The organism is Pseudomonas sp. GW821-FHT02A08 (genome assembly GCF_059422045.1).
Genome location: NZ_JBWKWD010000005.1, coordinates 133,392 through 158,227, shown reverse-complemented (window position 1 = coordinate 158,227; position 24,836 = coordinate 133,392). Strand labels below are relative to the sequence as shown.

23 protein-coding genes are annotated in these 24,836 nt (G+C 60.4%); 11 read left to right on the top strand and 12 right to left on the bottom strand.

The genetic code is table 11. The features are described from left to right. Positions 1-442: 442 nt before the first annotated feature. Entirely contained in the window at positions 443-1,546 is a 1,104-nt protein-coding gene (gbdR, locus tag AC07W4_RS05935; protein WP_007975492.1) for a choline metabolism transcriptional regulator GbdR, read from the top strand. A 112-nt stretch (positions 1,547-1,658) separates the two neighbouring features. Here gbdR and AC07W4_RS05930 read toward each other — a convergent pair whose 3' ends face one another. The 6 genes from AC07W4_RS05930 to AC07W4_RS05905 form a co-directional block, all read right to left on the bottom strand. Further along, complete coding sequence (locus AC07W4_RS05930; protein ID WP_008046290.1) at positions 1,659-1,925, bottom strand: hypothetical protein; 267 nt, start codon at positions 1,923-1,925, stop codon at positions 1,659-1,661. Between the two features lie 402 nt (positions 1,926-2,327). Further along, on the bottom strand, positions 2,328-3,491 hold the full coding sequence (locus tag AC07W4_RS05925; protein ID WP_495031822.1) for a gamma-butyrobetaine dioxygenase: 1,164 nt from the start codon (positions 3,489-3,491) through the stop codon (positions 2,328-2,330). A 13-nt stretch (positions 3,492-3,504) separates the two neighbouring features. Next, positions 3,505-3,981 (bottom strand): thioesterase family protein, encoded by a 477-nt coding sequence (locus tag AC07W4_RS05920; protein WP_008048134.1) that lies wholly within the window; start codon positions 3,979-3,981, stop codon positions 3,505-3,507. A gap of 135 nt (positions 3,982-4,116) precedes the next feature. After that, positions 4,117-5,082 (bottom strand): L-carnitine dehydrogenase, encoded by a 966-nt coding sequence (locus AC07W4_RS05915; RefSeq protein WP_495031821.1) that lies wholly within the window; start codon positions 5,080-5,082, stop codon positions 4,117-4,119. A gap of 142 nt (positions 5,083-5,224) precedes the next feature. Beyond that, the gene (gene cdhC / locus AC07W4_RS05910) at positions 5,225-6,112 is read right to left on the bottom strand and encodes a 3-dehydrocarnitine:acetyl-CoA trimethylamine transferase CdhC (RefSeq protein ID WP_150725122.1); all 888 of its coding nucleotides are present in this window, start codon (positions 6,110-6,112) and stop codon (positions 5,225-5,227) included. 95 nt (positions 6,113-6,207) lie between these two features. Next, on the bottom strand, positions 6,208-7,152 hold the full coding sequence (locus AC07W4_RS05905; RefSeq protein ID WP_116261445.1) for a choline ABC transporter substrate-binding protein: 945 nt from the start codon (positions 7,150-7,152) through the stop codon (positions 6,208-6,210). Positions 7,153-7,376: 224 nt separating this feature from the next. Between AC07W4_RS05905 and AC07W4_RS05900 the strand changes: the two genes are divergently transcribed. Beyond that, positions 7,377-8,321: a GlxA family transcriptional regulator gene (locus AC07W4_RS05900; protein WP_008048163.1), complete on the top strand. Its 945-nt coding sequence runs from the start codon at positions 7,377-7,379 to the stop codon at positions 8,319-8,321. A gap of 125 nt (positions 8,322-8,446) precedes the next feature. On the opposite strand, the gene AC07W4_RS05895 is transcribed toward AC07W4_RS05900, so the two are convergent. The 4 genes from AC07W4_RS05895 to AC07W4_RS05880 all read right to left on the bottom strand — a co-directional run bounded on the left by AC07W4_RS05895 (position 8,447) and on the right by AC07W4_RS05880 (position 10,071). Further along, positions 8,447-8,863, bottom strand: coding sequence for a DUF3010 family protein (locus AC07W4_RS05895; RefSeq protein WP_495031820.1), 417 nt, complete (start codon positions 8,861-8,863; stop codon positions 8,447-8,449). A 32-nt stretch (positions 8,864-8,895) separates the two neighbouring features. After that, complete coding sequence (locus tag AC07W4_RS05890) at positions 8,896-9,219, bottom strand: helix-turn-helix domain-containing protein (protein WP_007975501.1); 324 nt, start codon at positions 9,217-9,219, stop codon at positions 8,896-8,898. Further along, positions 9,203-9,457 (bottom strand): type II toxin-antitoxin system RelE family toxin, encoded by a 255-nt coding sequence (locus AC07W4_RS05885; protein WP_495031819.1) that lies wholly within the window; start codon positions 9,455-9,457, stop codon positions 9,203-9,205. The genes AC07W4_RS05890 and AC07W4_RS05885 overlap by 17 nt, the downstream gene beginning before the upstream one ends. 212 nt (positions 9,458-9,669) lie before the next feature. After that, positions 9,670-10,071: a lysozyme inhibitor LprI family protein gene (locus AC07W4_RS05880; protein WP_495031818.1), complete on the bottom strand. Its 402-nt coding sequence runs from the start codon at positions 10,069-10,071 to the stop codon at positions 9,670-9,672. A 236-nt stretch (positions 10,072-10,307) separates the two neighbouring features. On the opposite strand from AC07W4_RS05880, the gene AC07W4_RS05875 reads away from it, so the two are divergent. The 8 genes from AC07W4_RS05875 (at position 10,308) to AC07W4_RS05840 (ending at position 20,267) form a co-directional block, all read left to right on the top strand. Beyond that, the gene (locus AC07W4_RS05875) at positions 10,308-11,285 is read left to right on the top strand and encodes a dipeptidase (RefSeq protein WP_150725129.1); all 978 of its coding nucleotides are present in this window, start codon (positions 10,308-10,310) and stop codon (positions 11,283-11,285) included. A gap of 162 nt (positions 11,286-11,447) precedes the next feature. After that, positions 11,448-11,978 (top strand): DUF5943 domain-containing protein, encoded by a 531-nt coding sequence (locus tag AC07W4_RS05870; protein ID WP_008048169.1) that lies wholly within the window; start codon positions 11,448-11,450, stop codon positions 11,976-11,978. 15 nt (positions 11,979-11,993) lie between these two features. Next, positions 11,994-14,054 (top strand): dimethylglycine demethylation protein DgcA, encoded by a 2,061-nt coding sequence (gene dgcA, locus AC07W4_RS05865; protein ID WP_007975506.1) that lies wholly within the window; start codon positions 11,994-11,996, stop codon positions 14,052-14,054. 154 nt (positions 14,055-14,208) lie between these two features. Then, positions 14,209-16,158: a dimethylglycine demethylation protein DgcB gene (gene dgcB, locus AC07W4_RS05860; protein ID WP_495031817.1), complete on the top strand. Its 1,950-nt coding sequence runs from the start codon at positions 14,209-14,211 to the stop codon at positions 16,156-16,158. Continuing rightward, a complete protein-coding gene (etfA, locus tag AC07W4_RS05855) occupies positions 16,158-17,378 on the top strand; it encodes an electron transfer flavoprotein subunit alpha (RefSeq protein ID WP_495031816.1) in 1,221 nt (406 codons plus the stop codon). The genes dgcB and etfA overlap by 1 nt, the downstream gene beginning before the upstream one ends. Before the next feature lie 15 nt (positions 17,379-17,393). Further along, positions 17,394-18,164 carry an electron transfer flavoprotein subunit beta gene (gene etfB / locus AC07W4_RS05850; RefSeq protein WP_008048177.1) on the top strand — a complete coding sequence of 257 codons (771 nt, stop codon included), beginning with the start codon at positions 17,394-17,396 and terminating at the stop codon, positions 18,162-18,164. Positions 18,165-18,312: 148 nt separating this feature from the next. Next, positions 18,313-18,879, top strand: a complete 567-nt coding sequence (locus tag AC07W4_RS05845; RefSeq protein ID WP_008048178.1) for a GNAT family N-acetyltransferase — start codon at positions 18,313-18,315, stop codon at positions 18,877-18,879. 170 nt (positions 18,880-19,049) lie between these two features. Next, entirely contained in the window at positions 19,050-20,267 is a 1,218-nt protein-coding gene (locus tag AC07W4_RS05840) for a retropepsin-like aspartic protease (protein WP_495031815.1), read from the top strand. A gap of 777 nt (positions 20,268-21,044) precedes the next feature. Here the strand turns inward: AC07W4_RS05840 and gbca are convergent. After that, entirely contained in the window at positions 21,045-22,340 is a 1,296-nt protein-coding gene (gene gbca, locus AC07W4_RS05835) for a glycine betaine monooxygenase oxygenase subunit (protein ID WP_495031814.1), read from the bottom strand. Positions 22,341-22,636: 296 nt separating this feature from the next. Here gbca and gbcB point away from each other — a divergent pair, with 296 nt between their 5' ends. Then, positions 22,637-23,737 carry a glycine betaine monooxygenase reductase subunit gene (gene gbcB, locus AC07W4_RS05830; protein ID WP_495031813.1) on the top strand — a complete coding sequence of 367 codons (1,101 nt, stop codon included), beginning with the start codon at positions 22,637-22,639 and terminating at the stop codon, positions 23,735-23,737. A gap of 118 nt (positions 23,738-23,855) precedes the next feature. Here gbcB and AC07W4_RS05825 read toward each other — a convergent pair whose 3' ends face one another. Next, a complete protein-coding gene (locus AC07W4_RS05825; protein ID WP_495031812.1) occupies positions 23,856-24,680 on the bottom strand; it encodes an SDR family oxidoreductase in 825 nt (274 codons plus the stop codon). Positions 24,681-24,836: the final 156 nt, after the last annotated feature.

Below are 24,836 nucleotides of genomic sequence, written 5' to 3'. Positions count from 1 at the left end.
CCAGCGAAGAGGCCAGACCAGTCAAAATTGCGCGTTAAATGAACACCCGCTCGAAAACGCGCCACCTTTTAGCGCGTCGCTCACAGATAAATCGGCTTGCCACTGATCGAGGGTCAATCGGCCTTCGACCGCCCGTCACCCGTGCCTGCGGTGACACTCCTTTCCATCGCGGCGCAACGCCGTTCCCACAAGTGCTACCGAATTGCTCACAGCTTGTGGGCCGTGGCGCTTGCCAGTCCTGATGGCCATTTAAATCCCTCTGCCCTGCAAGACATATGTAGACACATTCCGACGTCGTTTTTAGGAGTTATTGAACGCGCATTCAAATTTAGGCATGGCAATTGCTCTGTCATTACAAAGCCCGTCTCCCACGCGAGAACGATGGCAATAAAAAGAGCCTCCGCCTGAGGCCATCACCCGCTTTGTGTGAGGAGATACCGCGATGACGACGTTCAACTCCGGGGCCCAACCCCAGAACCGTGCGCCTCAATCCATCGGCTTTCTGCTGCTGGACAATTTCACGCTGATTTCTCTGGCCTCCGCAGTGGAACCCCTGCGCATGGCCAACCAGCTGTCCGGTCGCGAGCTGTATCGCTGGACCACCCTCACCGTCGATGGCGGCCAGGTCTGGGCCAGTGACGGCCTGCAGATCACCCCCGACGCTTCCATGCACAAAGCTCCGCCAATGGACACCGTCATCGTGTGCGGCGGTATCGGCATCCAGCGCACTGTTACTCGCGAACACGTGTCATGGCTGCAAAGCCAGGCCCGCCAGTCCCGCCGCCTCGGTGCGGTGTGCACCGGCAGTTGGGCTTTGGCCTGCGCCGGCCTGCTCGACGGTTTTGATTGCAGCGTGCACTGGGAATGCCTGGCGGCGATGCAGGAAGCTTTCCCTCGTGTAGCGATGAGCACCCGCTTGTTCACCCTCGACCGTAACCGTTTCACCAGCTCCGGCGGTACAGCGCCGCTGGACATGATGCTGCACTTGATCAGCCGCGATCACGGTCGTGAGCTGTCGGCGGCCATTTCGGAAATGTTCGTCTACGAGCGCATCCGCAACGAGCAGGATCACCAGCGTGTGCCGCTCAAGCACATGCTCGGCACCAACCAGCCGAAGTTGCAGGAAATCGTCGCGTTGATGGAAGCCAACCTCGAAGAGCCGATCGACCTGGATGAACTGGCGGTGTATGTCGCGGTGTCCCGTCGTCAGCTCGAGCGGTTGTTCCAGAAATACCTGCACTGCTCGCCGTCGCGTTACTACCTGAAACTGCGCTTGATCCGCGCGCGCCAGCTGCTCAAGCAAACACCGATGTCGATCATCGAAGTGGCGTCGGTCTGTGGCTTTGTGTCCACGCCGCACTTCTCCAAGTGCTACCGCGAATACTTCGGCATTCCGCCGCGTGACGAGCGCGTAGGGTCCAACACCACGCAGCAAGTGGCGATGATGCCGCTGCCGCAAGCGCTGGTGCTGTCGCCGTTGTCCGGGCCGTTGTCGGCGCTGAGCCAGGCGCGCAATGAGTCGACGTTTGCCAGTGTAAGGCTCTAGACCGCAGCGCCTTCATTCGCGGGCAAGCCCGCTCCCACAGGTTCTGTGTCAGAACATCAATTTTGTTCTCGACACAAAGCCCTGTGGGAGCGGGCTTGCTCGCGAAGGCTTTTTATCGGCCTGTGTGGCTTTGCTGGTACTCCGACAACGCCGGCAGCAATTGTTTGTCGATGGCCTGGCGCACTGCCGGCAGGATCGTCGCGCTGCTGGTGTACATCTCCTTGACCATCTTGCGAAGTTCATACGCTCGAGCATCGTCCAAGCCCCTTACCACGCACTCGCAAGCCTGCTCGGCGGTGGCTCCGTTGGGCACGTTGAATCCCAACGACTTGAGCTGGCCCAACAGGTCTTCCTGGTCTATCAAATCGGCGTGCATCATGACGCAATCCTTCTTCAGGGAACGGTGTCGTGGTTCGATTCTGGTAGGGGTGCCGGGTGTCGGCAAGGACGAATTGTCGCAATGGCAGCATTGGCTATGAACAGGTCGTTTTCGGGCAACTTGTCGGCCAAAGGAGGGGGCACACTGGACTCAGCTCGCTTCACGAAGGTTTGGTCACCCTCGCCACGGCAGCTCCTCAACAGTACCCTCTGCCTCGATCCTGTCACGGCTTGATCGGGGCTTTTTTTTGTTTGTGAATCAATGGGTTTTGTGTCGATAAATAGACCGCTTTCGCGAGCAAGCCCGCTCCCACAGTTGACCGAGTCCTGTCAGGGGGAATGCGATCGAATGTGGGAGCGGGCTTGCTCCGGGCGGCGTTCCGACGATGAACGATGACGCGGTCTAGCGTTGCAACACCAGAATCCGTGACAACAACTCATCCCGGTCGACATAGCAGCCCTGGAAGTGCCGCGCCCCGGTGGCGGGGTCGAAGGCGTTGCGGGCATGCAGGGTGCGGCGGTTGTCGAAGCACCACAGCTCCCCGGGATTGAGCCGCTGCATCAACCTGAATCGAGGCTCGCGGGTCATCGCGATAAAGCGCCGGTAGGCCTGATACAGCTTGGGCATCTGCTCCACCGATGCATCGAACGGCCCGCGCAGAAAGTTCGCCATGCGGATTTCCGACACCTGCCCCAACGCATCCAGGGCAATGATCGGTGCCAGGCAGCGGTAGTCGCTGTGACGATCCTTGTTGCGAAACTCCACGGGGATTTCGCAGAGGCTTTTGAAAGCCTCCGGATCTTCCCGGCGCAAGGCGTCGGCAATGGCAAATCCGTCGACAAAAATGCTCTCGCCTCCCTCGGCGTCATTGACCAGGCAATGCAGGAATTGCAGTCCCGGTTGCAACTCCCGGGTCGGCAAGTCGCTGTGCAGCGGCAGGTTGAAGGCGGTGTAGGCGTTGCTGTCGGCGTCGGCCCTGGATTGCACGTTGAACAGCACGCCGAAATTGCTCTCGCGGATGAAGGAAATCCGTTGGGCGATCAGCTTCAGGGAACCGGGCTCGGTAGGCACGCCACGGACCTGGGTCAACCCGACATCCCGCACGGCCAGCAGCCATTGCAACAGAGCGTCGGAGTCGTTCATCAGCGCTTGATACTCGAACACCGGCAACTGCAAATCGCTGTGCCAGAGCCTGGCTTCAGGCTTGCGCTGCTGACGCTCGGCGCGGGATTCGTCGTCATAGGCATGGGCGCGCAGCCAGCCAGGATCGAAGCGGCTGCCGTGGCCGTCCTGCCAATCCACTGCCAGGCAGCCATCGCTGTCTATACGGGCGTTATCGGGCATCAGATCTTGAGCCACATCGACGATTTCCAGCACTTGCTCGCGGGTCACGGTGTAGACGCACTGCGGGCACGGGCAGTTATCCCGCAGCCATTGATGGTGGAAAGGGCTGACGCGATTGTCGGCCCACTTCACCAGAACACGGTCCGCCAGGGTCTGCACACCAGTCAGCGCGCTGATCAACGGATAGGTACGAAAGTCGGCAAATGCTGCGGCGGTGTTCATGGCGATCTCCTTGTTATTTTTTTGGGGGTAATGCGATCACTCGGCCAATGTAGTCGGGCGCTGGCAGGTCCGCCTGTTCGGCGACGATGGCTTGCAGCCGGCTCAAGGACTGTTCGCTGAACGGCGCCGAACGCGGCCCGGCGAGATCCACGTGCAGCAGCATCTGTTCGTTGCCGGCAAGTTCCTGGGCATCACCGACCAGATGCAGGCTGTGATAGAGGTGCACGCGCTTGCTGTCGTGGGCGATGATTTGGGTGTGCACTTCGACCTGGGCGTCGAGCTTCACTTCGTGCAGGTAGTTCAGGTGCAGTTCTAGGGTGAACAGCGAGTTGCCACTGGCCTCGCGGCTGTTGCTGTCCAGGCCCAGGCGATCCATCAGGGCATCGGTGGCGTAGCTGAAAATCAGCAGGTAGAAGGCGTCGCGCAGGTGGCCGTTGTAGTCGACCCAGTCGGGGATGATGGTGGTTTGGTAGGTGGTGAGGGTGGGCATGGTTCAGGTTCCGATAATAGTGGTGACTGGGCTACCGCTTTCGCGAGCAAGCCCGCTCCCACAGGGGACGCATTCCAAAGTGGGAGCGGGCTTGCTCGCGAAGGGGCCAGACCTGCTGGCCCATCAACTGACGGTTTACTCGCTGAAGGCCATCCCATGCTTCTCTTTGGTGGACTTCACCGCCTCCAGCACTGCCAGCAGGCAGTCATCACGATAGCGCTCCAGCGCCGAAATGCTGTGTTTGCCCAGTTGATCGCTGGTGCCATCGACCACGTCGTCGATCAGTTTGTCGGTCAGTTCCGGTGCTGGCAGGTAGGTCCACGGCAATTGCAATGCCGGGCCGAACTGTGCCATGAAGTGGCGCATGCCGGCATCGCCACCGGCCAGGGTGTAGGTCAGGAAGGTGCCCATGAACGACCAGCGCAAGCCCGCGCCGAAGCGGATGGCATCGTCGATCTCGCCAGTGGTCGCCACGCCGTCGTTGACCAGGTGCAGCGCCTCACGCCATAGCGCTTCGAGCAAGCGGTCGGCGATGAAACCCGGTACTTCCTTGCGCACGTGCAGCGGGCGCATCCCAAGGGATTCATAAACCTTCATGGCCGCTTGCACCGCTTCAGGGGCGGTGTTTTTGCCACCGACCACTTCCACCAGTGGCAGCAGGTAAACCGGGTTGAACGGGTGACCGACCACGCAACGTTCCGGGTGGGTGGCGCTCTCGTAGAACTCGCTTGGCAGCAGGCCGGAAGTGCTGGAACCGATCAACGCATTGGGCTTGGCCGCCGCACTGATTTTGCTGTGCAGGTCCAGTTTCAGCTCCAGTCGTTCCGGGGCGCTCTCCTGGATGAAGTCGGCATCGCGTACGCACTCTTCGATGGTCGCGACAAAGCGCAGGCGATCCTGCGATGCACCCGGCGCCAGGCCTTGTTTCTCCAGCGCGCCCCAGGCATTGGCGACACGTTTGCGCAAGGCCGCTTCGGCGCCGGGGGCCGGGTCCCAGGCCACTACATCCAGACCATGGGCGAGGGCGCGGGACACCCAACCGCTGCCGATGACACCACTGCCCAGCGCTGCGAAGGTTTTGATTTCGGTGATAAAGCTCATGGTGGTTTCCTAAAGAGTTCAGAGATCCCTTGTGGGAGCGGGCTTGCTCGCGAAAGCGGTGGTTCTACCGCTGAAGATGTGCCGGATGTACCGGCTTCTTCGCGAGCAAGCTCGCTCCCACAGGGTGAGGTGCAGGTTCGGATTAGCCGCGCTTGGTCAGGCCCATTTTTGCCCGGCCTTCAGCCGGGGTCAGTACCCGGGCACCGAGGCGGCTGAGGATTTCGCCGGCGCGCTCGACCAGTTGGCCGTTGGTCGCCAGCACGCCCTTGTCCAGCCACAGGTTGTCTTCCAGACCGACCCGCACGTTGCCGCCGAGCAACACCGCTTGCGCCGCCATCGGCATCTGCATGCGACCGATACCGAAGCCGGCCCAGACCGCGTCGGCCGGCAGGTTGTCGACCATGGCTTTCATGGTGGTGGTGTCTGCCGGCGCGCCCCAAGGGATGCCCAGGCACAGCTGGAACAACGGGTTGTCGAGCAGGCCTTCCTTGATCATCTGCTTGGCGAACCACAGGTGGCCGGTGTCGAAGATTTCCAGCTCGGCTTTCACGCCCAGCTCTTGAATGCGTTTGGCGCCAGCGCGCAGCTGGGCCGGGGTGGAGACGTAAATGGTGTCGCCGTCGCCGAAGTTCAGGGTGCCGCAGTCGAGAGTGCAGATTTCCGGCAGCAGTTCTTCGACGTGGGCCAGGCGGGTCAGCGGGCCGACCAGGTCGGTGTTCGGGCCGAATTCCATCGGATTCTCGCCGGCACCGATTTCCAGGTCGCCGCCCATGCCGGCGGTGAGGTTGACGATGATGTCGACGTCCGCCTCGCGGATGCGCTCCATCACTTCGCGGTACAGCGCCACGTCACGGCTGAACTTGCCGGTTTGCGGGTCACGCACATGGCAGTGAACCACGGTGGCGCCGGCCTTGGCGGCTTCCACGGCGGCAGCGGCGATCTGTTTCGGGGTGACCGGCACGTGTGGGCTCTTGCTGGTCGTGTCGCCAGCACCGGTGAGTGCGCAGGTGATGATGACGTCGTGGTTCATTTGGCGATTCCTTACAGGCGAGTTTTTGGCTTTGGCCAGGCGTGGTGGTCCCGTTCGCAGCCCGTCGGGGCTGCGAGTCGGTGGTTCTATCGGGTTTATTTACTGGTCAGTTGCAGGTTTTCAGCGGCCGGTTTGCCATCGAAGGTGGTGACGCCTTCAAGCCAGCGCTTTTTGTCCTGTGGGTGATCCTTGATCCATTGTTTGGCCGACTCGAAAGCGTCCTTGTGATCCAGCAGCGGCTGCATCATCCGGCTCTCGTCTTCGGCGGTGAACGTCAGGTTGCTCAGCAGGCGACCGATGTTCGGGCATTGCTCGGCGTATGTCGGTGCAGTGACGGTCCACACCGTGGCCTTTCCTTCGTCCGGCCCAAGGGCGTTTTCACTGCCGGTGAGGTAGGTCATTTTCACGTTGACGTTCATCGGGTGCGGCGCCCAGCCGAAGAACACCACGGCTTCGTTGCGACGTACGGCGCGATCCACGGCGGCGAGCATGCCGGCTTCACTGGACTCGACCAGCTGGAACTTGCCGAGGCCGAACTGGTTCTTGGAGATCATCGCCTTGATCTGGGTGTTGGCGCCCGAGCCAGGCTCGATGCCGTAGATCTTGCCGCCCAGTTCCTTTTCGAATTTGGCGATGTCAGCGAAGGTTTTCAGGCCCTTGTCGGCGAGGTAGGTCGGCACGGCGAGGGTCGCGCGGGCGTCCTGCAGGCTTGGCGCTTCAAGCACCTTGACCTGTTTGGCGTCGACGAACGGGGTGATGGTCTGGGTCATCAGCGGGTTCCAGTAGCCGAGGAACAGGTCCAGTCGCTGGTCGCGGATCCCGGCGAAGATGATTTGCTGGGAGGCGCTGGTTTGTTTGGTGCTGTAGCCGAGGCCATCGAGCAATACCTGGGTCATGGCGCTGGTGGCGATCACGTCGGTCCAGTTCACTACACCCATGCGCACGTTCTGGCATGCGGCGGGTTCGGCGGCCATGACACTGGCGCTCAGCAAAGCGGTACCACTGAGTGCAAGAACACAGCTGCTGATCAGTCGTTTCATCTCAGGTTCCTCGGCAGTTCGTTTATTGTGAGTTCCGGTGTCTGATGCGCCGGTGATGCCAAGTTACGCAGCAAAGCACCGATGAAAGCGCACTGCGGCGACCAGCTCTTGCACTGCAGCGACCTGTGCACTTGAATGCCGCTCGCAAGTGGCGTATCAACATCCCTACACTGCCCGCCCTCTCGTTACCTGGCCTCCTGTTACCTGCTAAGCGAGTGCGCTCCATGTCCCAGGATTTCTACTTCTTGTTGATGCCGGGTTTCTCGGCCATCGGATTTATCTCGGCCATCGAGCCGTTGCGGGTCGCCAATCGCTTTCGCGGCGAGCTCTATCGCTGGCATGTGCTGAGCGCGGATGGCGGGGCGGTGCTGGCCAGCAACGGCATGTCGGTCAACGCCGATGCGGCGCTGGAGCCGCTGAAGAAAGGCGCGACACTGCTGGTGGTCGCCGGGTTCGAACCGCTGAAGTTCACCACCCCGGCGCTGGAACACTGGCTGCGCCGCCTGGACAACGAAGGAGTGACCCTCGGCGCCATCGATACCGGTAGCTTCATCCTCGCCGAGGCCGGTTTGCTCGACGGCCATCGCCTGACCCTGCACTGGGAAGCCATCGACGCCTTCAAGGAATCCTATCCACAGCTCAGCGTCACCCAGGAACTGTTCGAGATTGACCGCCGTCGCATCACGTCCGCCGGAGGTACCGCTTCCATTGATTTGATGCTGGATCTGATTGCCCAGGCCCACGGCCCGGAACTGGCGATCCGGGTCAGCGAGCAATTCGTGCTCGGCCGCATCCGCCCGCGCAAAGACCACCAGCGCATGGAAGTCGCCACCCGTTATGGCATCAGCAACAAGAAACTGGTGCATGTGATCGGTGAGATGGAGCAGCACAGCGAACCACCGCTGAGCACGCTGGAACTGGCGGAATCGATCAAGGTGACGCGGCGACAACTGGAGCGCCTGTTTCGCCTGCACCTGAACGACACGCCGAGTAATTTCTATCTGCGGTTGAGGCTGGAGAAGGCGCGGCAGTTATTGCGGCAAACAGACATGAGTGTGCTGGAGGTGAGCATTGCCTGCGGGTTTGAATCGCCGTCGTATTTCACTCGCAGCTATCGGGCGAAGTATGAGCGCTGCCCGCGGGAGGACCGGCGTACCGCCAATGCCTGAACACCTGATATCCCTGTGGGAGCGGGCTTGCTCGCGAATGCGATGTACCAGTCGACATTTAAATTGACTGACCCACCGCCTTCGCGAGCAAGCCCGCTCCCACATTTTTACGCTGGCGCCTGGAGTTACTTCTTCACCAACGCCGAACATGCCGCTTTATAGGCCTCATGCTGATACTTGTTCAGCGTCCCTGGCAGTTCGAAATTGTGCTTTTTAGCCTGGGCATTGATGGTCTGCGGCGACAGCAAGCTCACCTCGCAATTCTCCAGCAACTGGAAAACCCCCTCGATCTTGAAGGTGGTCGGCCCGCCAGCGAACTCGCCTTTCTTGCTGCGCTTCTTGATCGCGATACGGTCGATGGAGTTCTCACGGACAAACGAAGCGAGCTGGGCTGCGAACACTTTGACGTTGGCGGCTTCGTCGTCATCGTCCAGGGCAATTTTCTTGGTGGCGAGCGCGACATGGCTCAGCGCTTGGCCGTCCAGCGTGGCCACGGCGATGATCGCTTCGCTGCCTTTGATTTCGATGCCGCAGACTTTCATGTTGAATCCCTTTACTGGCTGAAGCGTGCAGCTTACAGCTCAAGTTGAGTGGCGGTGATACCAAACGCCGCGGCGATCTTTTCGCGGGTGGCCTTGCGAGGCTTGGCGACCGTTTCCTGTTGGGCAAATGCCGGCTGGGATATACCCATTCGTTTGGCCACTTCATCCTGGGTAAGGTTCAAGTGTTCGCGCCAGGCGCGAATTGGGGTAGCGCCATCGACAATGCGGCTCACCACCTCGTGAGGGATCAAATCGGGCTCGATTTTCTGTGCCACGTATTGTGCATAGGGAATGACAACAAAGGCTGGATTGCCTTCGGCGTCGTTGATGATTTGGATGTCAGTAGGTGCGTTCATCGCGTTTTTTGACCTCTTGAATACTGACCACTTTGATCGCGCCATCCCAGTCGAACATAACCCGGTAATTACCGACACGCAGCCGATAAGTGTAGTCATGACCGACCAGTGCTTTGACATTGCCTACATCGGGCATGTCTGCCAGCGCCGTGATGGCATCACGAACCTGAATCTGGTGAACGGAATGCAATCTCAAGAGTTGCTTAACGGCCTTTCGAGTCCAGTGGATGCTATTCATGGAAGAATATAAGTCTTTTATAAGATTTGCGAATATTTACTTATATTTTTCAGGTGCACAATCAACAACAATTATCAGCATGTTGCGTGAAAAGCCCACAGATTGGGGCTTCCAGGCAATACGTGTAGGCAGGGGAAGAGCGTGTTGTAGGAAAAAGGGAAAGTGCTGTTGAAAGCTGGACGCAGTTCCAGCTTTCACCGGAATATTCAGGATCACTCCTGCCCGATCGACTCCAAAAACTCCGACCGTTCATCACTCATCCGCGCCACACAATCGTTCTGGGCAATGGTCAACGCCTTGCTGCCGGCGGTGGCCGGGAAGGTTTCGACGGCGCAGTCTGCGTCGCGGGTCTTCAGCCATTGCTGTTGGGCGGCTTTGATCCTGGCGGTGATGTCGGTCAGTTGCGACGGGTTTTTGCCGTACTGCGACTGCATGCGTTCGGTCAGGCCCTGGAGGTTTTCCTTGAGCAGGTCTTCGGCGGTGGTTTTGCTGAAGGCCGAGCATTCCAGGGTCTGGACGTCGTTTTCGACTTTGTCGCACGGGTTGTCGTCGGACACCTCCGCTGCGTGTACGCCGGTCGCAATCAGTGCCATTGCCAGAATGATCGATTTCATTATCGTCGCCGCTCTTGTCCAGTGAAGCATCCAGTGATGCGGCGAATTCTGGCCCAAGCCGAGGGCCTTGAACAGGTCGGAGATTGTGCCGTGCGACGACCCTTTGTCGCGGATTGACGCTTTCGGCAATTCCCCTGTCGTTTTTGCACCCGGGCGCCGAGGCACCGAGGCATATGCTGGCCCCAAAGCGCCGGCAGACGATTCGGCGCATGAATCGCCAACAAGGGGACAGCCTGATGAGCCCAGCCGAATTGCACGCCGACAGCATCGTTATCGACGGGCTGATTATCGCCAAGTGGAACCGTGAACTGTTCGAAGACATGCGCAAGGGCGGTTTGACCGCAGCCAACTGCACCGTGTCGGTGTGGGAGGGCTTCCAGGCCACCGTCAACAACATTGCCGCGAGCCAGAAGCTGATCCGCGAGAACAGCGACCTGGTGATTCCGGTCCGCACCACCGCCGACATCCGTAAAGCCAAGGAGCAGGGCAAGACCGGCATCCTTTTCGGCTTCCAGAATGCCCACGCCTTTGAAGACCAGATCGGCTATGTCGAGGTGTTCAAGCAACTCGGCGTCGGCATCGTGCAGATGTGCTACAACACCCAGAACCTGGTAGGCACCGGCTGCTACGAGCGTGACGGCGGCCTGTCGGGCTTCGGTCGCGAAATCGTCGCCGAGATGAACCGGGTCGGCGTGATGTGCGACCTGTCCCACGTCGGCTCCAAGACTTCCGAAGAAGTCATCCTCGAATCGAAGAAACCGGTCTGCTACTCCCACTGCCTGCCGTCGGGGCTCAAGGAGCACCCGCGCAACAAGTCCGATGAAGAACTCAAGTTCATTGCCGACCACGGTGGCTTTGTCGGCGTGACCATGTTCGCGCCATTCCTGGCCAAGGGCATCGATTCGACCATCGACGACTACGCCGAAGCCATCGAGTACGTGATGAACATTGTCGGCGAAGACGCCATCGGCATCGGCACCGACTTCACCCAGGGCCATGGCCAGGACTTCTTCGAATACCTGACCCACGACAAGGGCTACGCCCGCCGCCTGACCAGCTTCGGCAAGATCATCAACCCGCTGGGCATCCGCACCGTGGGCGAGTTCCCGAACCTGACCGAAACCCTGCTCAAACGCGGCCACTCCGAGCGAGTGGTACGCAAGATCATGGGCGAAAACTGGGTAAGCGTCCTCAAGGACGTTTGGGGCGAGTAAGCCCACTTTGAACAGCGATCCCTTGTAGCAGCTGCCGAGGTACGAGGCTGCGTCGGGCTGCGAAGCGGCCCCCGAGGGCGGTCCTACGGACACGCAACGCAGCCTCGTACCTCGGCAGCTGCTACGCAAAACACACAACGAATTTTCTGGAGTTAAGTTTCCATGGCCAAGATCGCCCCGCAATTGCCAATCGAAGTCGACAGCGAAACCGGTGTCTGGACCTCCGACGCCCTGCCGATGCTGTACGTGCCGCGCCATTTCTTCGTCAACAACCACATGGGCATCGAGGAAGTGCTGGGCGCTGAAGCCTATGCCGAAATCCTCTACAAGGCCGGCTACAAGTCCGCCTGGCACTGGTGTGAAAAAGAAGCCGAATGCCACGGCCTGGAAGGCGTCGCGGTGTTCGAGCACTACATGAAACGCCTGTCGCAGCGCGGCTGGGGCCTGTTCAAGATCCAGGACATCGACCTCGACAAAGGCACCGCCAGCGTCAAGCTCGAACACTCGGCATTCGTCTACGTGTACGGCAAGGTCGGGCGCAAGGTCGACTACATGTTCACTGGCTGGTTTGCAGGGGCGATGGACCAGATCCTCGCCGCTCGCGGCAGCAAGATCCGCACCGTGGCCGAACAAGTCTACGGTGGCTCCGAAGAGGGCCACGAAGACGGCTTGTTCACCGTCAAGCCGTTGTAAGTCGAGGAACCCGCCATGGCTTTCGAAGCAATGTTCCAGCCGATCCAGATCGGCAAACTGACCATCCGCAACCGCGTGCTCAGCACCGCGCACGCCGAGGTCTATGCCACCGACGGCGGCATGACCACCGATCGGTACGTCAAGTACTACGAAGAGAAAGCCAAGGGCGGGATCGGCCTGGCGATTTGCGGCGGTTCGTCCGTGGTGGCCATCGACAGTCCGCAGGAATGGTGGAGTTCGGTGAACCTGTCCACCGACCGCATCATTCCGCACTTCCAGAATCTGGCCGATGCCATGCACAAGCACGGCGCCAAGATCATGATCCAGATTACCCACATGGGCCGTCGCTCGCGTTGGGACGGCTTCAACTGGCCGACGCTGATGTCGCCGTCGGGTGTGCGCGAGCCGGTGCACCGTGCCACTTGCAAAACCATCGAGCCGGAAGAGATCTGGCGGGTGATCGGTAACTACGCTCAAGCGGCCCGCCGCGCCAAGGCCGGTGGCCTGGACGGTGTCGAACTGTCGGCGGTGCATCAGCACATGATCGACCAGTTCTGGAGCCCGCGGGTCAACAAGCGTACCGACGAATGGGGCGGCACCTTCGAAGGCCGGATGAAGTTCGGTCTGGAAGTCTTGAAAGCCGTACGCGCCGAGGTCGGTGACGATTTCTGCGTGGGCATGCGCATCTGTGGTGACGAGTTCCACCCGGATGGTCTATCCCACGAAGACATGAAGCAGATCGCCAAGTATTACGACGATACCGGCATGCTCGACTTCATCGGCGTCGTGGGTTCGGGTTGCGACACCCACAACACCCTGGCCAACGTGATTCCGAACATGAGTTATCCGCCGGAGCCGTTCCTGCATCTGGCTGCCGGCATCAAGGAAGTGGTCAAGGTTCCAGTGCTGCACGCGCAGAACATCAAGGACCCGAACCAGGCCACGCGTATCCTGGAAGGCGGTTACGTCGACATGGTCGGCATGACCCGCGCGCATATCGCCGACCCGCACCTGATCGCCAAGATCAAAATGGGCCAGATCGACCAGATCAAACAATGCGTCGGTGCCAACTATTGCATCGACCGTCAGTATCAGGGCCTGGATGTGCTGTGCATTCAGAACGCTGCTACCTCCCGTGAATACATGGGCCTGCCGCACATCATCGAAAAAACCACTGGCGTGAAACGCAAGGTGGTGGTGGTCGGCGCCGGTCCTGCCGGGATGGAAGCCGCCCGCGTGGCCGCCGAGCGTGGCCACGACGTGACCCTGTTCGAGAAAAAGGAATTCATCGGCGGGCAGATCACCACCGCATCGAAAGCCCCGCAACGGGACCAGATCGCCGGTATCACCCGCTGGTATCAACTGGAACTGGCGCGGTTGAAAGTCGACCTGCGCCTGGGTACCGCGGCTGACGCGCCAACCATCATGGACCTGCGTCCGGACGTGGTGGTGCTGGCCGTCGGCGGTCATCCGTTCATCGAGCAGAACGAACACTGGGGCGCAGCTGAAGGCCTGGTGGTCAGCAGCTGGGACATCCTCGACGGCAAGGTTGCACCGGGCAAGAACGTGCTGGTCTACGACACCATTTGCGAATTCACCGGCATGTCGACCGCTGACTTCATCGCGGACAAGGGCAGCCAGGTCGAGATCGTTACCGACGACATCAAGCCGGGCGTCGCCATCGGGGGCACATCGTTCCCGACTTACTACCGCAGCATGTACCCGAAAGAAGTGATCATGACCGGCGACATGATGCTGGAGAAGGTCTACCGCGAAGGCGACAAGCTGGTGGCGGTACTGGAAAACGAATACACCGGTGCCAAAGAGGAGCGGGTGGTTGACCAGGTGGTCGTGGAAAACGGCGTGCGTCCGGACGAAGAAATCTACTACGCGCTGAAGGAAGGCTCGCGCAACAAAGGCCAGATCGACGTCGAAGCCTTGTTCGCGATCAAGCCGCAACCTTGCCTGGAGCAGAGCGGCGACGGCTACCTGCTGTTCCGCATCGGCGACTGCGTGGCCCAGCGTAACGTGCACGCGGCGATCTATGACGCGCTGCGGTTGTGCAAGGATTTCTAAAGGCTGCACTTGACCCTGTGGGAGCGGGCTTGCCCGCGAATGCAATCTGTCTGCCGACATTGATGTCGACTGACCCACCGCTTTCGCGGGCAAGCCCGCTCCCACAGGAACCGCCGACCGCGTTTCTCCAAGATGTACTGGTGGGAGCTTCACCATGTTGAACACCCTTCTTCCAATCCTGTTGTTCGCAGCCCTCGGCCTTGGTGTCCTGGGCGCGTTTCGGCGGGTGGCCATGTGGCGCCGGGGCCGGGCTTCGAAAGTCGACCTGATCGGTGGCCTGCTGGCCATGCCCAAGCGCTACATGGTCGACTTGCACCATGTGGTGGCGCGGGACAAATACATTGCCAACACCCACGTCGCTACGGCCGGTGGTGCAGTGGCGTCCATCGTGCTGGCGATTCTGGTGCATGGTTTCGGCCTGCATAACCGCTTCCTCGGCTATGCGCTGTTGCTGATGACGGCGGTGATGTTCGTCGGCGCGGTCTTCGTTTACCTGCGTCGACGCAACCCGCCGGCGCGCCTGTCGAAAGGCCCGTGGATGCGCCTGCCGAAAAGCCTGCTGGCGTTCTCGGCTTCGTTCTTCCTGTTGACCTTGCCGGTGGCCGGGATCCTCCCGGAAAATTTCGGTGGCTGGCTGTTGGCGGCGATTCTCGGGGTTGGCGTGTTGTGGGGCGTGTCGGAACTGTTCTTCGGCATGACCTGGGGCGGGCCGATGAAGCACGCCTTCGCCGGTGCGCTGCACCTGGCCTGGCACCGTCGCGCCGAGCGTTTCGGTGGTGGTCGTTCCACGGGCCTCAAGCCTCTGGACTTGAACGACCCGACTGCGCCACTGGGCGTCGAAAAACCCAAGGATTTCACCTGGAACCAGTTGCTCGGCTTCGACGCCTGTGTGCAGTGCGGTAAATGCGAAGCCGCGTGCCCGGCGTTCGCCGCCGGTCAGCCGCTGAACCCGAAAAAACTGATTCAGGACATGGTCGTCGGCCTGGCCGGTGGCACCGATGCCAATTTCGCCGGCAGCCCGTATCCGGGCAAACCGATTGGTGAGCACGCCGGTAATCCGCATCAACCGATCGTCAACGGTCTGGTGGATGCCGAGACCCTGTGGTCGTGCACCACCTGCCGCGCCTGCGTCGAGGAATGCCCGATGATGATCGAGCACGTCGATGCCATTGTCGACATGCGCCGTCATCTGACCCTGGAAAAAGGCGCGACCCCGAACAAGGGGGCCGAAGTCCTGGAAAACCTGATCGCCACCGACAACCCGGGCGGTTTCGCACCGGGCGGGCGGATGAACTGGGCGGCGGATTTGAACCTCAATTTGCTCAGCGAAAAGAAATCCACCGACGTGCTGTTCTGGGTCGGCGACGGTGCGTTCGACATGCGCAACCAGCGCACTCTGCGTGCCTTCGTCAAAGTGCTGAAAGCGGCCAAGGTCGACTTCGCAGTGCTTGGCCTCGAAGAGCGTGACAGTGGAGACGTGGCACGACGCCTGGGCGACGAAGCGACCTTCCAGCTGTTGGCCAAACGCAACATCCAGACTTTGGCCAAGTACAGCTTCAACCGCATCGTCACCTGCGATCCTCACAGTTTCCACGTGCTGAAAAACGAGTACGGCGCCTTCGATGGCAACTACCTGGTGCAGCACCACAGCACCTACATGGCGGAAATCATCGATGCTGGCGCGCTCAATCTCGGTCAGCACAAAGGCGACAGCGTGACCTACCACGACCCGTGTTACCTCGGCCGCTACAACGGTGAATACGAGGCGCCGCGTCAGGTCCTGCGCGCCCTTGGGATCGAAGTGAAAGAGATGCAACGTTCCGGCTTCCGCTCCCGCTGCTGCGGCGGTGGCGGCGGCGCGCCGATCACCGACATTCCGGGCAAGCAGCGGATTCCCGACATGCGCATGGAGGACATCCGTGAAACCGGTGCCGAACTGGTGGCAGTGGGTTGTCCACAATGCACGGCGATGCTCGAAGGCGTGGTCGAACCACGGCCGTTGATCAAGGACATCGCCGAACTGGTGGCTGATGCGCTGCTCGAAGACGCTGCGCCGGGAAAGCCTTCGGCACCGGCCAAACGTGAACCTGCGGAGGTGCACTGATGAGCGACATTATCCGCCGCGACCCACGGGCCGAATGGATTGCCCGCAACCGTCTGCACCCGCTGCACGCGACCATGCAGCCGGCGCAACACAGCTGGATGGGGCCTAACGGCGTCATCCGCAAGAATCCTCATGGCATCGGTTTCATTGGCCCCAACGGCATCAAGCGTATCGACCGTAGCGGCGCTCAGCAGGGTGGAGCGACAAAACGTTCAGCCGCTGTTGAGGTGCAATTGCCGCTACATCAGGTGGCCGCGCCGGCGTTTTACATCAGCGTGGTGCCGGACATGGTCGGTGGCCGCTTGAGCAGCCACGACCGTGACCTGCTGGGCCTGGCCCATCAACTGGCCGGCAAGGACGGCGCGGTGCTGGCCGTGGTCTTCGGTGAGCACAAGGAAAACGCTTTCCCCGCGGCTGGCGTGGATCGCTTGCTGGTGCTGAAAGGCGACGAGTTTAGCGGTTATGCACCGGAACAACGGGTCCAGGGCCTGCGGGCTGTGGATAACCAGTTCAGCCCACGTCATTGGTTGCTGCCGGACAGCCGCAGCGGTGGTGGTGAGTTGGGTCGACGTTTTGCCGCCGCATTGGGCGAACGCCCGGCCACGCGGGTCTGGCAGGTCAAGGATCAGGAGTGCATCGGCCGCGCCGGTGCGGGTTTGCAAGACCTTGCGCGTCCCGTGGCTCGCTTGATTCTGGCCGCTGCCGAATGCGCCGAACCGGTCAGCGAAACCCGTCACGAAGCCTTGCCCGTGGAGTTATCCACAACCGTGGCACGCAGCCTGTCGCGGATCGAAGATCTGGGCGCAGTGGCCGTCGATCCGGCGGCAATCCCCATGGCCGAAGCCGAGTTCATTTTCTCCGGCGGCAACGGGGTCAAGGACTGGGGACTTTTCCACAGGACCGCCGAGGCCCTTGGCGCGACCGAAGGCGCCTCCCGGGTGGCGGTGGACGACGGCTTCATGGCCCGCGACCGCCAGGTCGGCGCGTCCGGCACCTGGGTCACCGCACGGGTCTATGTGGCGGTGGGGATTTCCGGGGCGATCCAGCACCTGCAAGGCATTGGTGCCTGCGACAAGGTGGTGGCGATCAACCTCGACCCTGGCTGCGACATGATCAAGCGCGCGGACCTCTCGGTGATCGGTGAGAGCGCGGAGATTCTTCAAGCCTTGATCGAGGCGGTAGAGGCTTACCGCAACGACGCCAAGCGCGATGCGGCTTAAGGGAAGGAAAGGGTTATGAGCACGAAAATCATCAGCCTGGTGTCGATCGGCGCCCACCCGACATCCGGTCGGCCGCGTCGCGCGGAGCAGGATGCGCGGGCGGTTGAACTGGGCCTGCAATTGGCTGGGGATAACTTGCAGGTGCTGCATGCCGGTGACATCGCCGAGCCAGCCTTGCGCGCTTACCTGGGCATGGGGCTCGAACAACTGCATGTGCTCGAGCAACCGCAAGGCGCCGATGCGCTGCCGGCATTGACCGAGTATCTGCGTGATGCCGGGGCGCAGGTGGTGTTGACCGGCAGCCAGGCGGAAACCGGTGAAGGTTCGGGCATGTTGCCCTTCCTGCTGGCCGAGAGCCTGGGCTGGCCGCTGGTGGTGGGGCTGGCGCAGGTCGAGTCCATCGATGGCGGTTCGGCGCTGGTGTTGCAAGCTTTGCCCCGTGGTCAACGTCGGCGGCTGAAGGTGCGCCTGCCGTTTGTGGCGACAGTGGATAACGCCGCACCCAAGCCTCGACAGAGCGCTTACGGCCCGGCTCGACGCGGCGTGCTGCAAGCACAGGACGTCGAGGTCATCGACGATGAACTGCTCGCGGTCGCCAGCCTGCAACCGGCCAAGCCACGGCCCAAGCGCCTGAAGGTGATCAAGGCCAAGAGTGGTGCCGACCGCATGAAAGCCGCAACGGCCAAGGCCAGTGGTGGAGGCGGGCAGGTGCTCAAGGGCGTTACGGCACAAGCGGGGGCTGAAGCGATCCTCAAGTTGCTGATTGAAGAAGGTGTGGTCCGCTGACAAATAGTCGCCCTGGATCAAATGTGGGAGCGGGCTTGCTCGCGAAGGTGGTGTGTAAGTCGACACGAATATTGCCTGGCCCGCCGCTTTCGCGAGCAAGCCCGCTCCCACAGAAAAGTTTCATCTCACCGACATTAATGGGGGAACAATGGCAGTTGCATTTCGTTCGGCAGTGCGCGCGGATGCGCGTGAGATTGCGCGCTTGTTCCAGATTTCATCCGAGGGCGCTTCAGATTACATCTGGAGCCAGATCGCAGAGCCCGGCCAGGATCTGCTGGATGTCGGCGCCATTCGCTATGCCCGCGACGACGTGGACTTCTCCTACCAGAACTGCCTGATTGCCGAGGCCGATGGCCAGGTCATAGGCATGATGCACAGCTATGTGATGCGTCACGATCCCTTGGCGGTGCCGACGACTGATCCGGTACTGGCGCCTTACGCCGACATGGAAGTGCCCGATACCCTGTACATCTCCAGCCTGGCCCTGCATGAAGGCTGGCGCAACCGGGGGCTGGGCGTGCGGTTTCTCGCCCATGCTCAAGAACGTGCCGATCAACTGGGGCTCAATGGCCTGAGCCTGATCGACTATGCCGCCAACACTGGCGCCCGGCGTTTTTACGAGCGGCACGGTTTCGGGATCATCAAGACCTGCCAGGTCACACCCCATCCGATGATTCGCGTCACCGGTGACGCCTATCTTATGCACAGGCCCTGAGCTTGCCCGAGCGCTCGACCGGCGACGGTTATCCACAACGCCGCAAACCCTCGTTCTCGTCCCGCGCCGACGGGGGCGGTGAGCTACAGTTCTCTATGCGCTGATCAAGGGTGCGACACGCTTTCGGGAGGTTTCAGACATTCAGCGCTGACTCATAAAACCCGGTTTTCATGACTGGCCTGAATATGAAGACTTTCGCTCTTCTGGCGCTCTTTGCATCAAGCTTGTGGGTATCCACAGGCTTGATCTCTGCCGCCCGGACTACGTCCGTGGATGACCAGGATTTTTACCGCTGGATAGACACCGAACAGGGCCGTAGCGCGTCTCTGGCGCAACTGCGGCAACAGTGCGACAAGGTGCTGGATCCCGATAGACACCTCAGCTGTTCGGTCACGGTCTTCGCCAGAATGCTGGAAGCCAAGGCCGCCAACCAACTCCCCGAATACTATCTGGCGATCAAGGACAAGCATGCCCGGGCGATTGCAGCCGACGCCGATCTGAAGCCTCTGTTCTCCACGTTTGGCAGCAAATCACTGGCTATCCTGGCGGCGACCGGCGATTTCTCGGTCAACGGTTTGGCGCGGCATGAGGTGCTGCCGCTCCACCCGTATGCCGACAACTTTTACGTCGCTGAAGAAGTGTTGCCGTTTATCGATGTGGGCGCGGCCAATGGTGCCTCGGCGCGTTTTGTACTGGACACGGGGGCGCCGCAAACCCGGGTCAATATCGACACTGCGAAAAAGATGGGCGTCAGGTTGTTGCCCGATGCTTTTTATCGCTACAGCACCTTTTATGGCGAGAAGGGGCTGGCTGCGAGGCTGGGCATTCTCGGGTCGCTGAAAGTCGGCACCCGCGAGTTCAGGAACGTCCTGGTCTTTGTCAGCGACCGGGATAATCTGTTGGGGCTCGATCTGATCAGCAAGCTGGGGCGCTTGAAGATCACCAGCAGAACACTGGAGCTAAATTCGCCGCCTGCCACACGCTGTGATGCGTTGACTGTCGTTAGCCGCCAGGATCTCAATCAACGCCTGGTGGTTGCCGCACAGCTGGATCGCCGGGCAACGCAGGCCATCATCGATACGGGAAATGTCGACTACCTGACGGCCTCGTCGCCCGGCAGACAGCTCAGCGTTGTGCAGGCGCTGACACCGGGAAGCTCGAACGCTTACACCGGCGACAAAAGGCGCTTTCAACGCTTCGACGGCGTATTGGTCATGCAAGGCAACATCATGGTGGTCAGTTACAAGTACTATCCGGGCTTCACCATCCCGCCGTCGCTGCTGGGCGGGCAATATGTTCCGTCGATATTGCTCGGCTGGCGCGCCTTCAAAGACTTCGAATTGAACCTGGACCTGGGTTCAGGTCGGTCGTGCCTCAATAAAGTTTGAACAACTTCGGTGTTTACCCACAATCCCTGTTGGTGGTTCTGTGGATAACATGTTCGCCCCTCGCTACACCCCATACAAATAAAGCCCTGTAAGCCGGCGGTCAAAAAACAACCAGCCTTGCTCGTGTTTTTTTCAAGCTTTTTCAAGGGGATAAGTGCTGTCGCTGAGGGGAACTTGCCCCCAATCTCTGTTGGCGCTTCTGTGGATAAGATGTTTGTTGTCGGCTGTAGGCCTTATAAACAGGGGTGTGCAGGCTTCTGATCATAAAATGATCAAAAGACGGTTTTGCACCGTCAGACTCCACGTAAACGCCGGGTTTCTGCGGGTTTTAGAGGTTTTCCACAGAGGTTGCGAAGTTAACCCCAAAGTCTGTTGGCGCTTCTGTGGATAAGGTGTTTGCCATCCTCTGAACGCCACGCAGTCCGTGCCTTGCAGGTTGCTGATTAAAAAATGATCAGCTCGCCCGTGGAAGCATGCTTCTGGATAAGTCACGGTTTTTCTTTGGGTTCTGTGGAGAAATTTTGCGGATTTTCCACAGTTGTCCCCATTAGCTGTGGGTGGAGGTGTGGATAACTTGTTCGCGGAAGGCTGGGAGGTGCGGCGGGCATAGGCCTGAACGAGATAGGTCATATTTCGTACAGTTCTGGATGATCTGGGAAAGTGGGGGCGCTTTCGCGAGCAAGCCCGCTCCCACATTTGTCCGTGTCGTTCACAAAAGTTGTGTACGCCACCGATCCACTGTGGGAGCGGGCTTGCTCGCGAAGCTTTTGATCTTGATCAGCCGCTAACCGGGACACCCTTGAGGTACGGCGCAGGCTCGGCCCCCAGGTTGCTCAGCAGGCGCTCGCTGTACCAGTCCACGAAGTTCACTACGCCGAACTCATAGGTCTTGGAGTACGGGCCAGGCTGGTACGCGGTGGAGTTGATGCCGCGCTGGTTCTCTTCGGCCAGGCGACGGTCCTGGTCGTTGGTGGCGTCCCAGACCTTGCGCATGCGCTCCACGTCGTAGTCCACGCCTTCGACCGCGTCCTTGTGCACGATCCACTTGGTGGTGACCATGGTTTCCTGGGCGCTGATCGGCCACACGGTGAACACGATGATGTGGTCGCCCATGCAGTGGTTCCAGGAGTGCGGCAGGTGCAGGATGCGCATCGAGCCCAGGTCCGGGTTCTTGATGCGGCCCATCAGCTTGGCGCAGCCCTGCTTGCCGTCCATGGTCATCGACACGGTGCCCTTGAGCAGCGGCATGCGCACGATGCGGTTGCGCAGGCCGAAGCTGGCGTGGGCATAAGGGATCTTCTCGGCTTCCCAGGCTGCGGCGGAGGCGGCGACGTGGTCCTTGAACGCCTGGTCGGCGCGCGGGTCGGTGACGTCGTCCCATTCCAGCAGGGTTTTCAACAGTTCCGGGTGCGATGCGTTGCAGTGGTAGCACTCGCGGTTGTTTTCCAGCACCAGCTTCCAGTTGGCTTTTTCCATCAAGGTGGTGGTGATCGCCACCTTGGTGTTCTCCATGTCGTACGGTTCCATGTAGTGGTTGAGCGTCGACAGGAAGTCATCGATGGCCGGCGGGTTTTCCGCCAGGCTGATGAAGATGTAGCCACCGGCGGTCTTCACGTTCACCGGCTTGAGGCCGTACTGGTTCATGTCGAAGTCGGCGCCCATTTCGGTGCCGGCGAACAGCAGGCGGCCGTCGAGTTCGTAGGTCCACTGGTGGTAGTGGCAAACCAGCTTGGCGACCTTGCCCTTGTCGCTGGTGCACAGGCGCGAGCCACGGTGGCGGCAGACGTTGTGGAACGCGTGCACCACGCCTTCGGCGCCACGGATCACGATGATCGGGTTCTTGCCGATCTGCAGGGTCAGGTAGTTGCCCTTGGCAGGGATCTCGCAGGTCATGCCGGCGATCAACCACTCTTTCTGAAAGATTTCCTGCATGTCGATATCAAACAGGCGCTCGTCGGAGTAAAACGGCTGCGGCAGCGAAAAGGTGCGCTCGCGCTCTTGCAGCATCTGGGCGGTGGCCTTGCGTGCGGGTTCCAGCGGATCGCCCAGGCTCAGGGTAGTAGTGACGTCCATCGTTTAATCCTCAAGGCCATTCTGTGTGGCCGGCGAAAGTGGCTAATCAGGTGTGCTGTTCAGGGTTGCTACGCAAGGTGTAAAGATTGTGTCTTGGTATGGGGCGAGTGTGGGGCCGCCGCTGGCCAGAACCTTATCCATGGGCGACATGGTGCAATCTGTTCCCGACGCGCAAGCCCCGGTCGTTGGGGGCTGGTCGCGATAAGCATGTCAATGTCGCAGATAGGTAAATGGATGGTTCGCGCTATACGCAGAATCGCCAACATGAAGGCCGACAGTCGGCCGTGGAGATCAGCATGTCCAACAGCTTCCTGAACCCGGTAACCACCCAGACCTGGGCCAATGGCCGACACATCGTCCGTTGCGTCAAAGTCATCCAGGAAACCTGGGATGTGCGCACCTTTTGCTTCATGGCCGATCAGCCGATCCTGTTCTTCTTCAAGCCGGGGCAGTTTGTCACCCTGGAGCTGGAGATTGAAGGCCAGCCGATCATGCGTTCGTACACCATCTCCAGCTCGCCGTCGGTGCCGTACAGCTTTTCGGTGACCATCAAGCGGGTGCCGGGCGGCAAGGTGTCCAACTGGCTGCACGACACCTTGCACGAAGGCCAGGAACTGGCGGTGCACGGGCCGGTCGGGCTGTTCAATGCCATGGACTTCACCGCGCCGAAAGTGCTCTACCTCAGCGGCGGCGTTGGTATCACGCCGGTCATGTCCATGGCGCGCTGGTTCTATGACACCAACGGCAATGTCGACATGGTGTTTATTCACAGCGCCCGTTCGCCTAAAGACATCATTTACCACCGCGAGCTGGAGCACATGGCGTCGCGGATCGAAAACTTCAGCCTGCACCTGATCTGCGAGAAGCACGGCATGGGTGAGCCCTGGGCCGGTTATCGCGGTTACCTGAACCACAGAATGCTTGAATTGATGGCGCCTGACTTCCTTGAGCGCGAAGTATTCTGCTGCGGCCCCACACCCTATATGAATGCGGTCAAGCGCTTGCTGGAAGGCGCAGGTTTCGACATGTCGCGTTACCACGAAGAATCCTTCGGTGCGACCCCGCCAGAGGCGCGCGCCGATGCGGTAGAACATGCCGAACAAGCGGCCGAAGCACCGGAAGTGGACGCCGCGGACTTGCATCAAGTGGAATTCACCGCCTCCGGCAAGAGCATCCGCGTGGCCCCGGGCGAAACCGTGCATGCGGCGGCGGCCAAGGTCGGCCTGATGATTCCGAAAGCCTGCGGCATGGGCATCTGCGGCACCTGCAAGGTGATGAAGCTGGGCGGCGAAGTGGAGATGGAACACAACGGCGGGATCACCGAGGAAGACGAAGCCGAAGGGTTCATCCTGTCGTGCTGCAGCGTGCCGAAGGGCGATGTGCGCATCGAGTACTGATTCACATCGCAGAACCTGTGGGAGCGGGCTTGCTCGCGAAGGCGGTGTGTCATTCAACATCAATGTTGACTGATCCGACGCTTTCGCGAGCAAGCCCGCTCCCACAATGGTCGGTGTTTCAATCTACAAACAAGTCAGGCATCAGTGCTGCATCGCTGTCCGGCGCGAACCGATAGTGTTCGAACTCCGTCACACCGCTTTCCCGCAGAATTTCTTCATCGATCAGCAAGCGCCCGGTCAAGCTGCGGTTTGCGCTGCTCAGAATGACATGGGCGGCATCCGCCATGATCGCAGGCGTGCGCGCATGCTTGAATGACTCGCGCGACCCCAACTGAAACTCGATGGCGGCAGTGGCGATCATCGTCTGTGGCCACAGCGAGTTGACGCTGATGCCGTAGTTCTTGAATTCCTCACTCATACCCAGGGTCAGCATGCTCATGCCGTATTTGGTGACGGTGTAGGGGCTGTATTGGGCGAACCATTTGGTGGCCAGGTTCAGCGGCGGGGAAAGATTGAGGATATGGCCGCCGGACTTCTTCAGATAGGGCAAAGCAGCCTGGCTGCACAGCAATACGGCACGGGTGTTGATCTGGTGCATCAGGTCAAAACGCTTGAGTTCGAGGTGCTGGACTCCGGTCAGCTTGATCGCCCCGGCATTGTTGATCAGGGCATCGATGCTGCCGAAATGTTCGTTGGCCTGGGCCAGGGCTGCACGTACGGCATCCTCTTCCCGCACATCTACCTGCAAGGCCAGCGCCTTGCCGCCCGCGGCTTCCACTTCCAGGGCCACGCTGAAAATCGTGCCTGGAAGCTTGGCGTGGGGTTCGGCACTTTTGGCGGCGATCACAATGTTGGCCCCATCGCGTGCGGCCCGCAGCGCAATCTCGCGGCCGATGCCACGGCTGGCGCCGGTGATGAACAGGGTTTTGCCTTGCAATGACATGCTGACGCTCCTGATTGTTTTTATGTGAGCGGGGTGGCTCGACAAACAATGTAGACGAAGTCTTCAGGTGCGAACGATGAGGGGCGATTGGATTGGCTTCTGTGGGAGCGGGCTTGCTCGCGAATACGGTGGGTCAGTTACCGCAGATGCTGAATG

Bases quoted from the DNA above. Each gene is read 5' to 3' on its own strand.
- AC07W4_RS05870 (WP_008048169.1), top strand. From the start codon at position 11,448: ATGGCCAAGATCGCCCCGCAATTGCCAATCGAAGTCGACAGCGAAACC.
- gbca (WP_495031814.1), bottom strand. From the start codon at position 22,340: ATGGACGTCACTACTACCCTGAGCCTGGGCGATCCGCTGGAACCCGCA.
- AC07W4_RS05875 (WP_150725129.1), top strand. From the start codon at position 10,308: ATGAGCCCAGCCGAATTGCACGCCGACAGCATCGTTATCGACGGGCTG.
- AC07W4_RS05880 (WP_495031818.1), bottom strand. From the start codon at position 10,071: ATGAAATCGATCATTCTGGCAATGGCACTGATTGCGACCGGCGTACAC.
- AC07W4_RS05915 (WP_495031821.1), bottom strand. From the start codon at position 5,082: ATGAGCTTTATCACCGAAATCAAAACCTTCGCAGCGCTGGGCAGTGGT.
- AC07W4_RS05825 (WP_495031812.1), bottom strand. From the start codon at position 24,680: ATGTCATTGCAAGGCAAAACCCTGTTCATCACCGGCGCCAGCCGTGGC.
- AC07W4_RS05920 (WP_008048134.1), bottom strand. From the start codon at position 3,981: ATGCCCACCCTCACCACCTACCAAACCACCATCATCCCCGACTGGGTC.
- gbcB (WP_495031813.1), top strand. From the start codon at position 22,637: ATGTCCAACAGCTTCCTGAACCCGGTAACCACCCAGACCTGGGCCAAT.
- cdhC (WP_150725122.1), bottom strand. From the start codon at position 6,112: ATGAACCACGACGTCATCATCACCTGCGCACTCACCGGTGCTGGCGAC.
- etfA (WP_495031816.1), top strand. From the start codon at position 16,158: ATGAGCGACATTATCCGCCGCGACCCACGGGCCGAATGGATTGCCCGC.
- etfB (WP_008048177.1), top strand. From the start codon at position 17,394: ATGAGCACGAAAATCATCAGCCTGGTGTCGATCGGCGCCCACCCGACA.
- AC07W4_RS05925 (WP_495031822.1), bottom strand. From the start codon at position 3,491: ATGAACACCGCCGCAGCATTTGCCGACTTTCGTACCTATCCGTTGATC.
- AC07W4_RS05840 (WP_495031815.1), top strand. From the start codon at position 19,050: ATGACTGGCCTGAATATGAAGACTTTCGCTCTTCTGGCGCTCTTTGCA.
- gbdR (WP_007975492.1), top strand. From the start codon at position 443: ATGACGACGTTCAACTCCGGGGCCCAACCCCAGAACCGTGCGCCTCAA.
- AC07W4_RS05890 (WP_007975501.1), bottom strand. From the start codon at position 9,219: ATGAACGCACCTACTGACATCCAAATCATCAACGACGCCGAAGGCAAT.
- AC07W4_RS05885 (WP_495031819.1), bottom strand. From the start codon at position 9,457: ATGAATAGCATCCACTGGACTCGAAAGGCCGTTAAGCAACTCTTGAGA.
- AC07W4_RS05845 (WP_008048178.1), top strand. From the start codon at position 18,313: ATGGCAGTTGCATTTCGTTCGGCAGTGCGCGCGGATGCGCGTGAGATT.
- dgcB (WP_495031817.1), top strand. From the start codon at position 14,209: ATGTTGAACACCCTTCTTCCAATCCTGTTGTTCGCAGCCCTCGGCCTT.
- AC07W4_RS05895 (WP_495031820.1), bottom strand. From the start codon at position 8,863: ATGAAAGTCTGCGGCATCGAAATCAAAGGCAGCGAAGCGATCATCGCC.
- AC07W4_RS05900 (WP_008048163.1), top strand. From the start codon at position 7,377: ATGTCCCAGGATTTCTACTTCTTGTTGATGCCGGGTTTCTCGGCCATC.
- dgcA (WP_007975506.1), top strand. From the start codon at position 11,994: ATGGCTTTCGAAGCAATGTTCCAGCCGATCCAGATCGGCAAACTGACC.
- AC07W4_RS05905 (WP_116261445.1), bottom strand. From the start codon at position 7,152: ATGAAACGACTGATCAGCAGCTGTGTTCTTGCACTCAGTGGTACCGCT.
- AC07W4_RS05930 (WP_008046290.1), bottom strand. From the start codon at position 1,925: ATGATGCACGCCGATTTGATAGACCAGGAAGACCTGTTGGGCCAGCTC.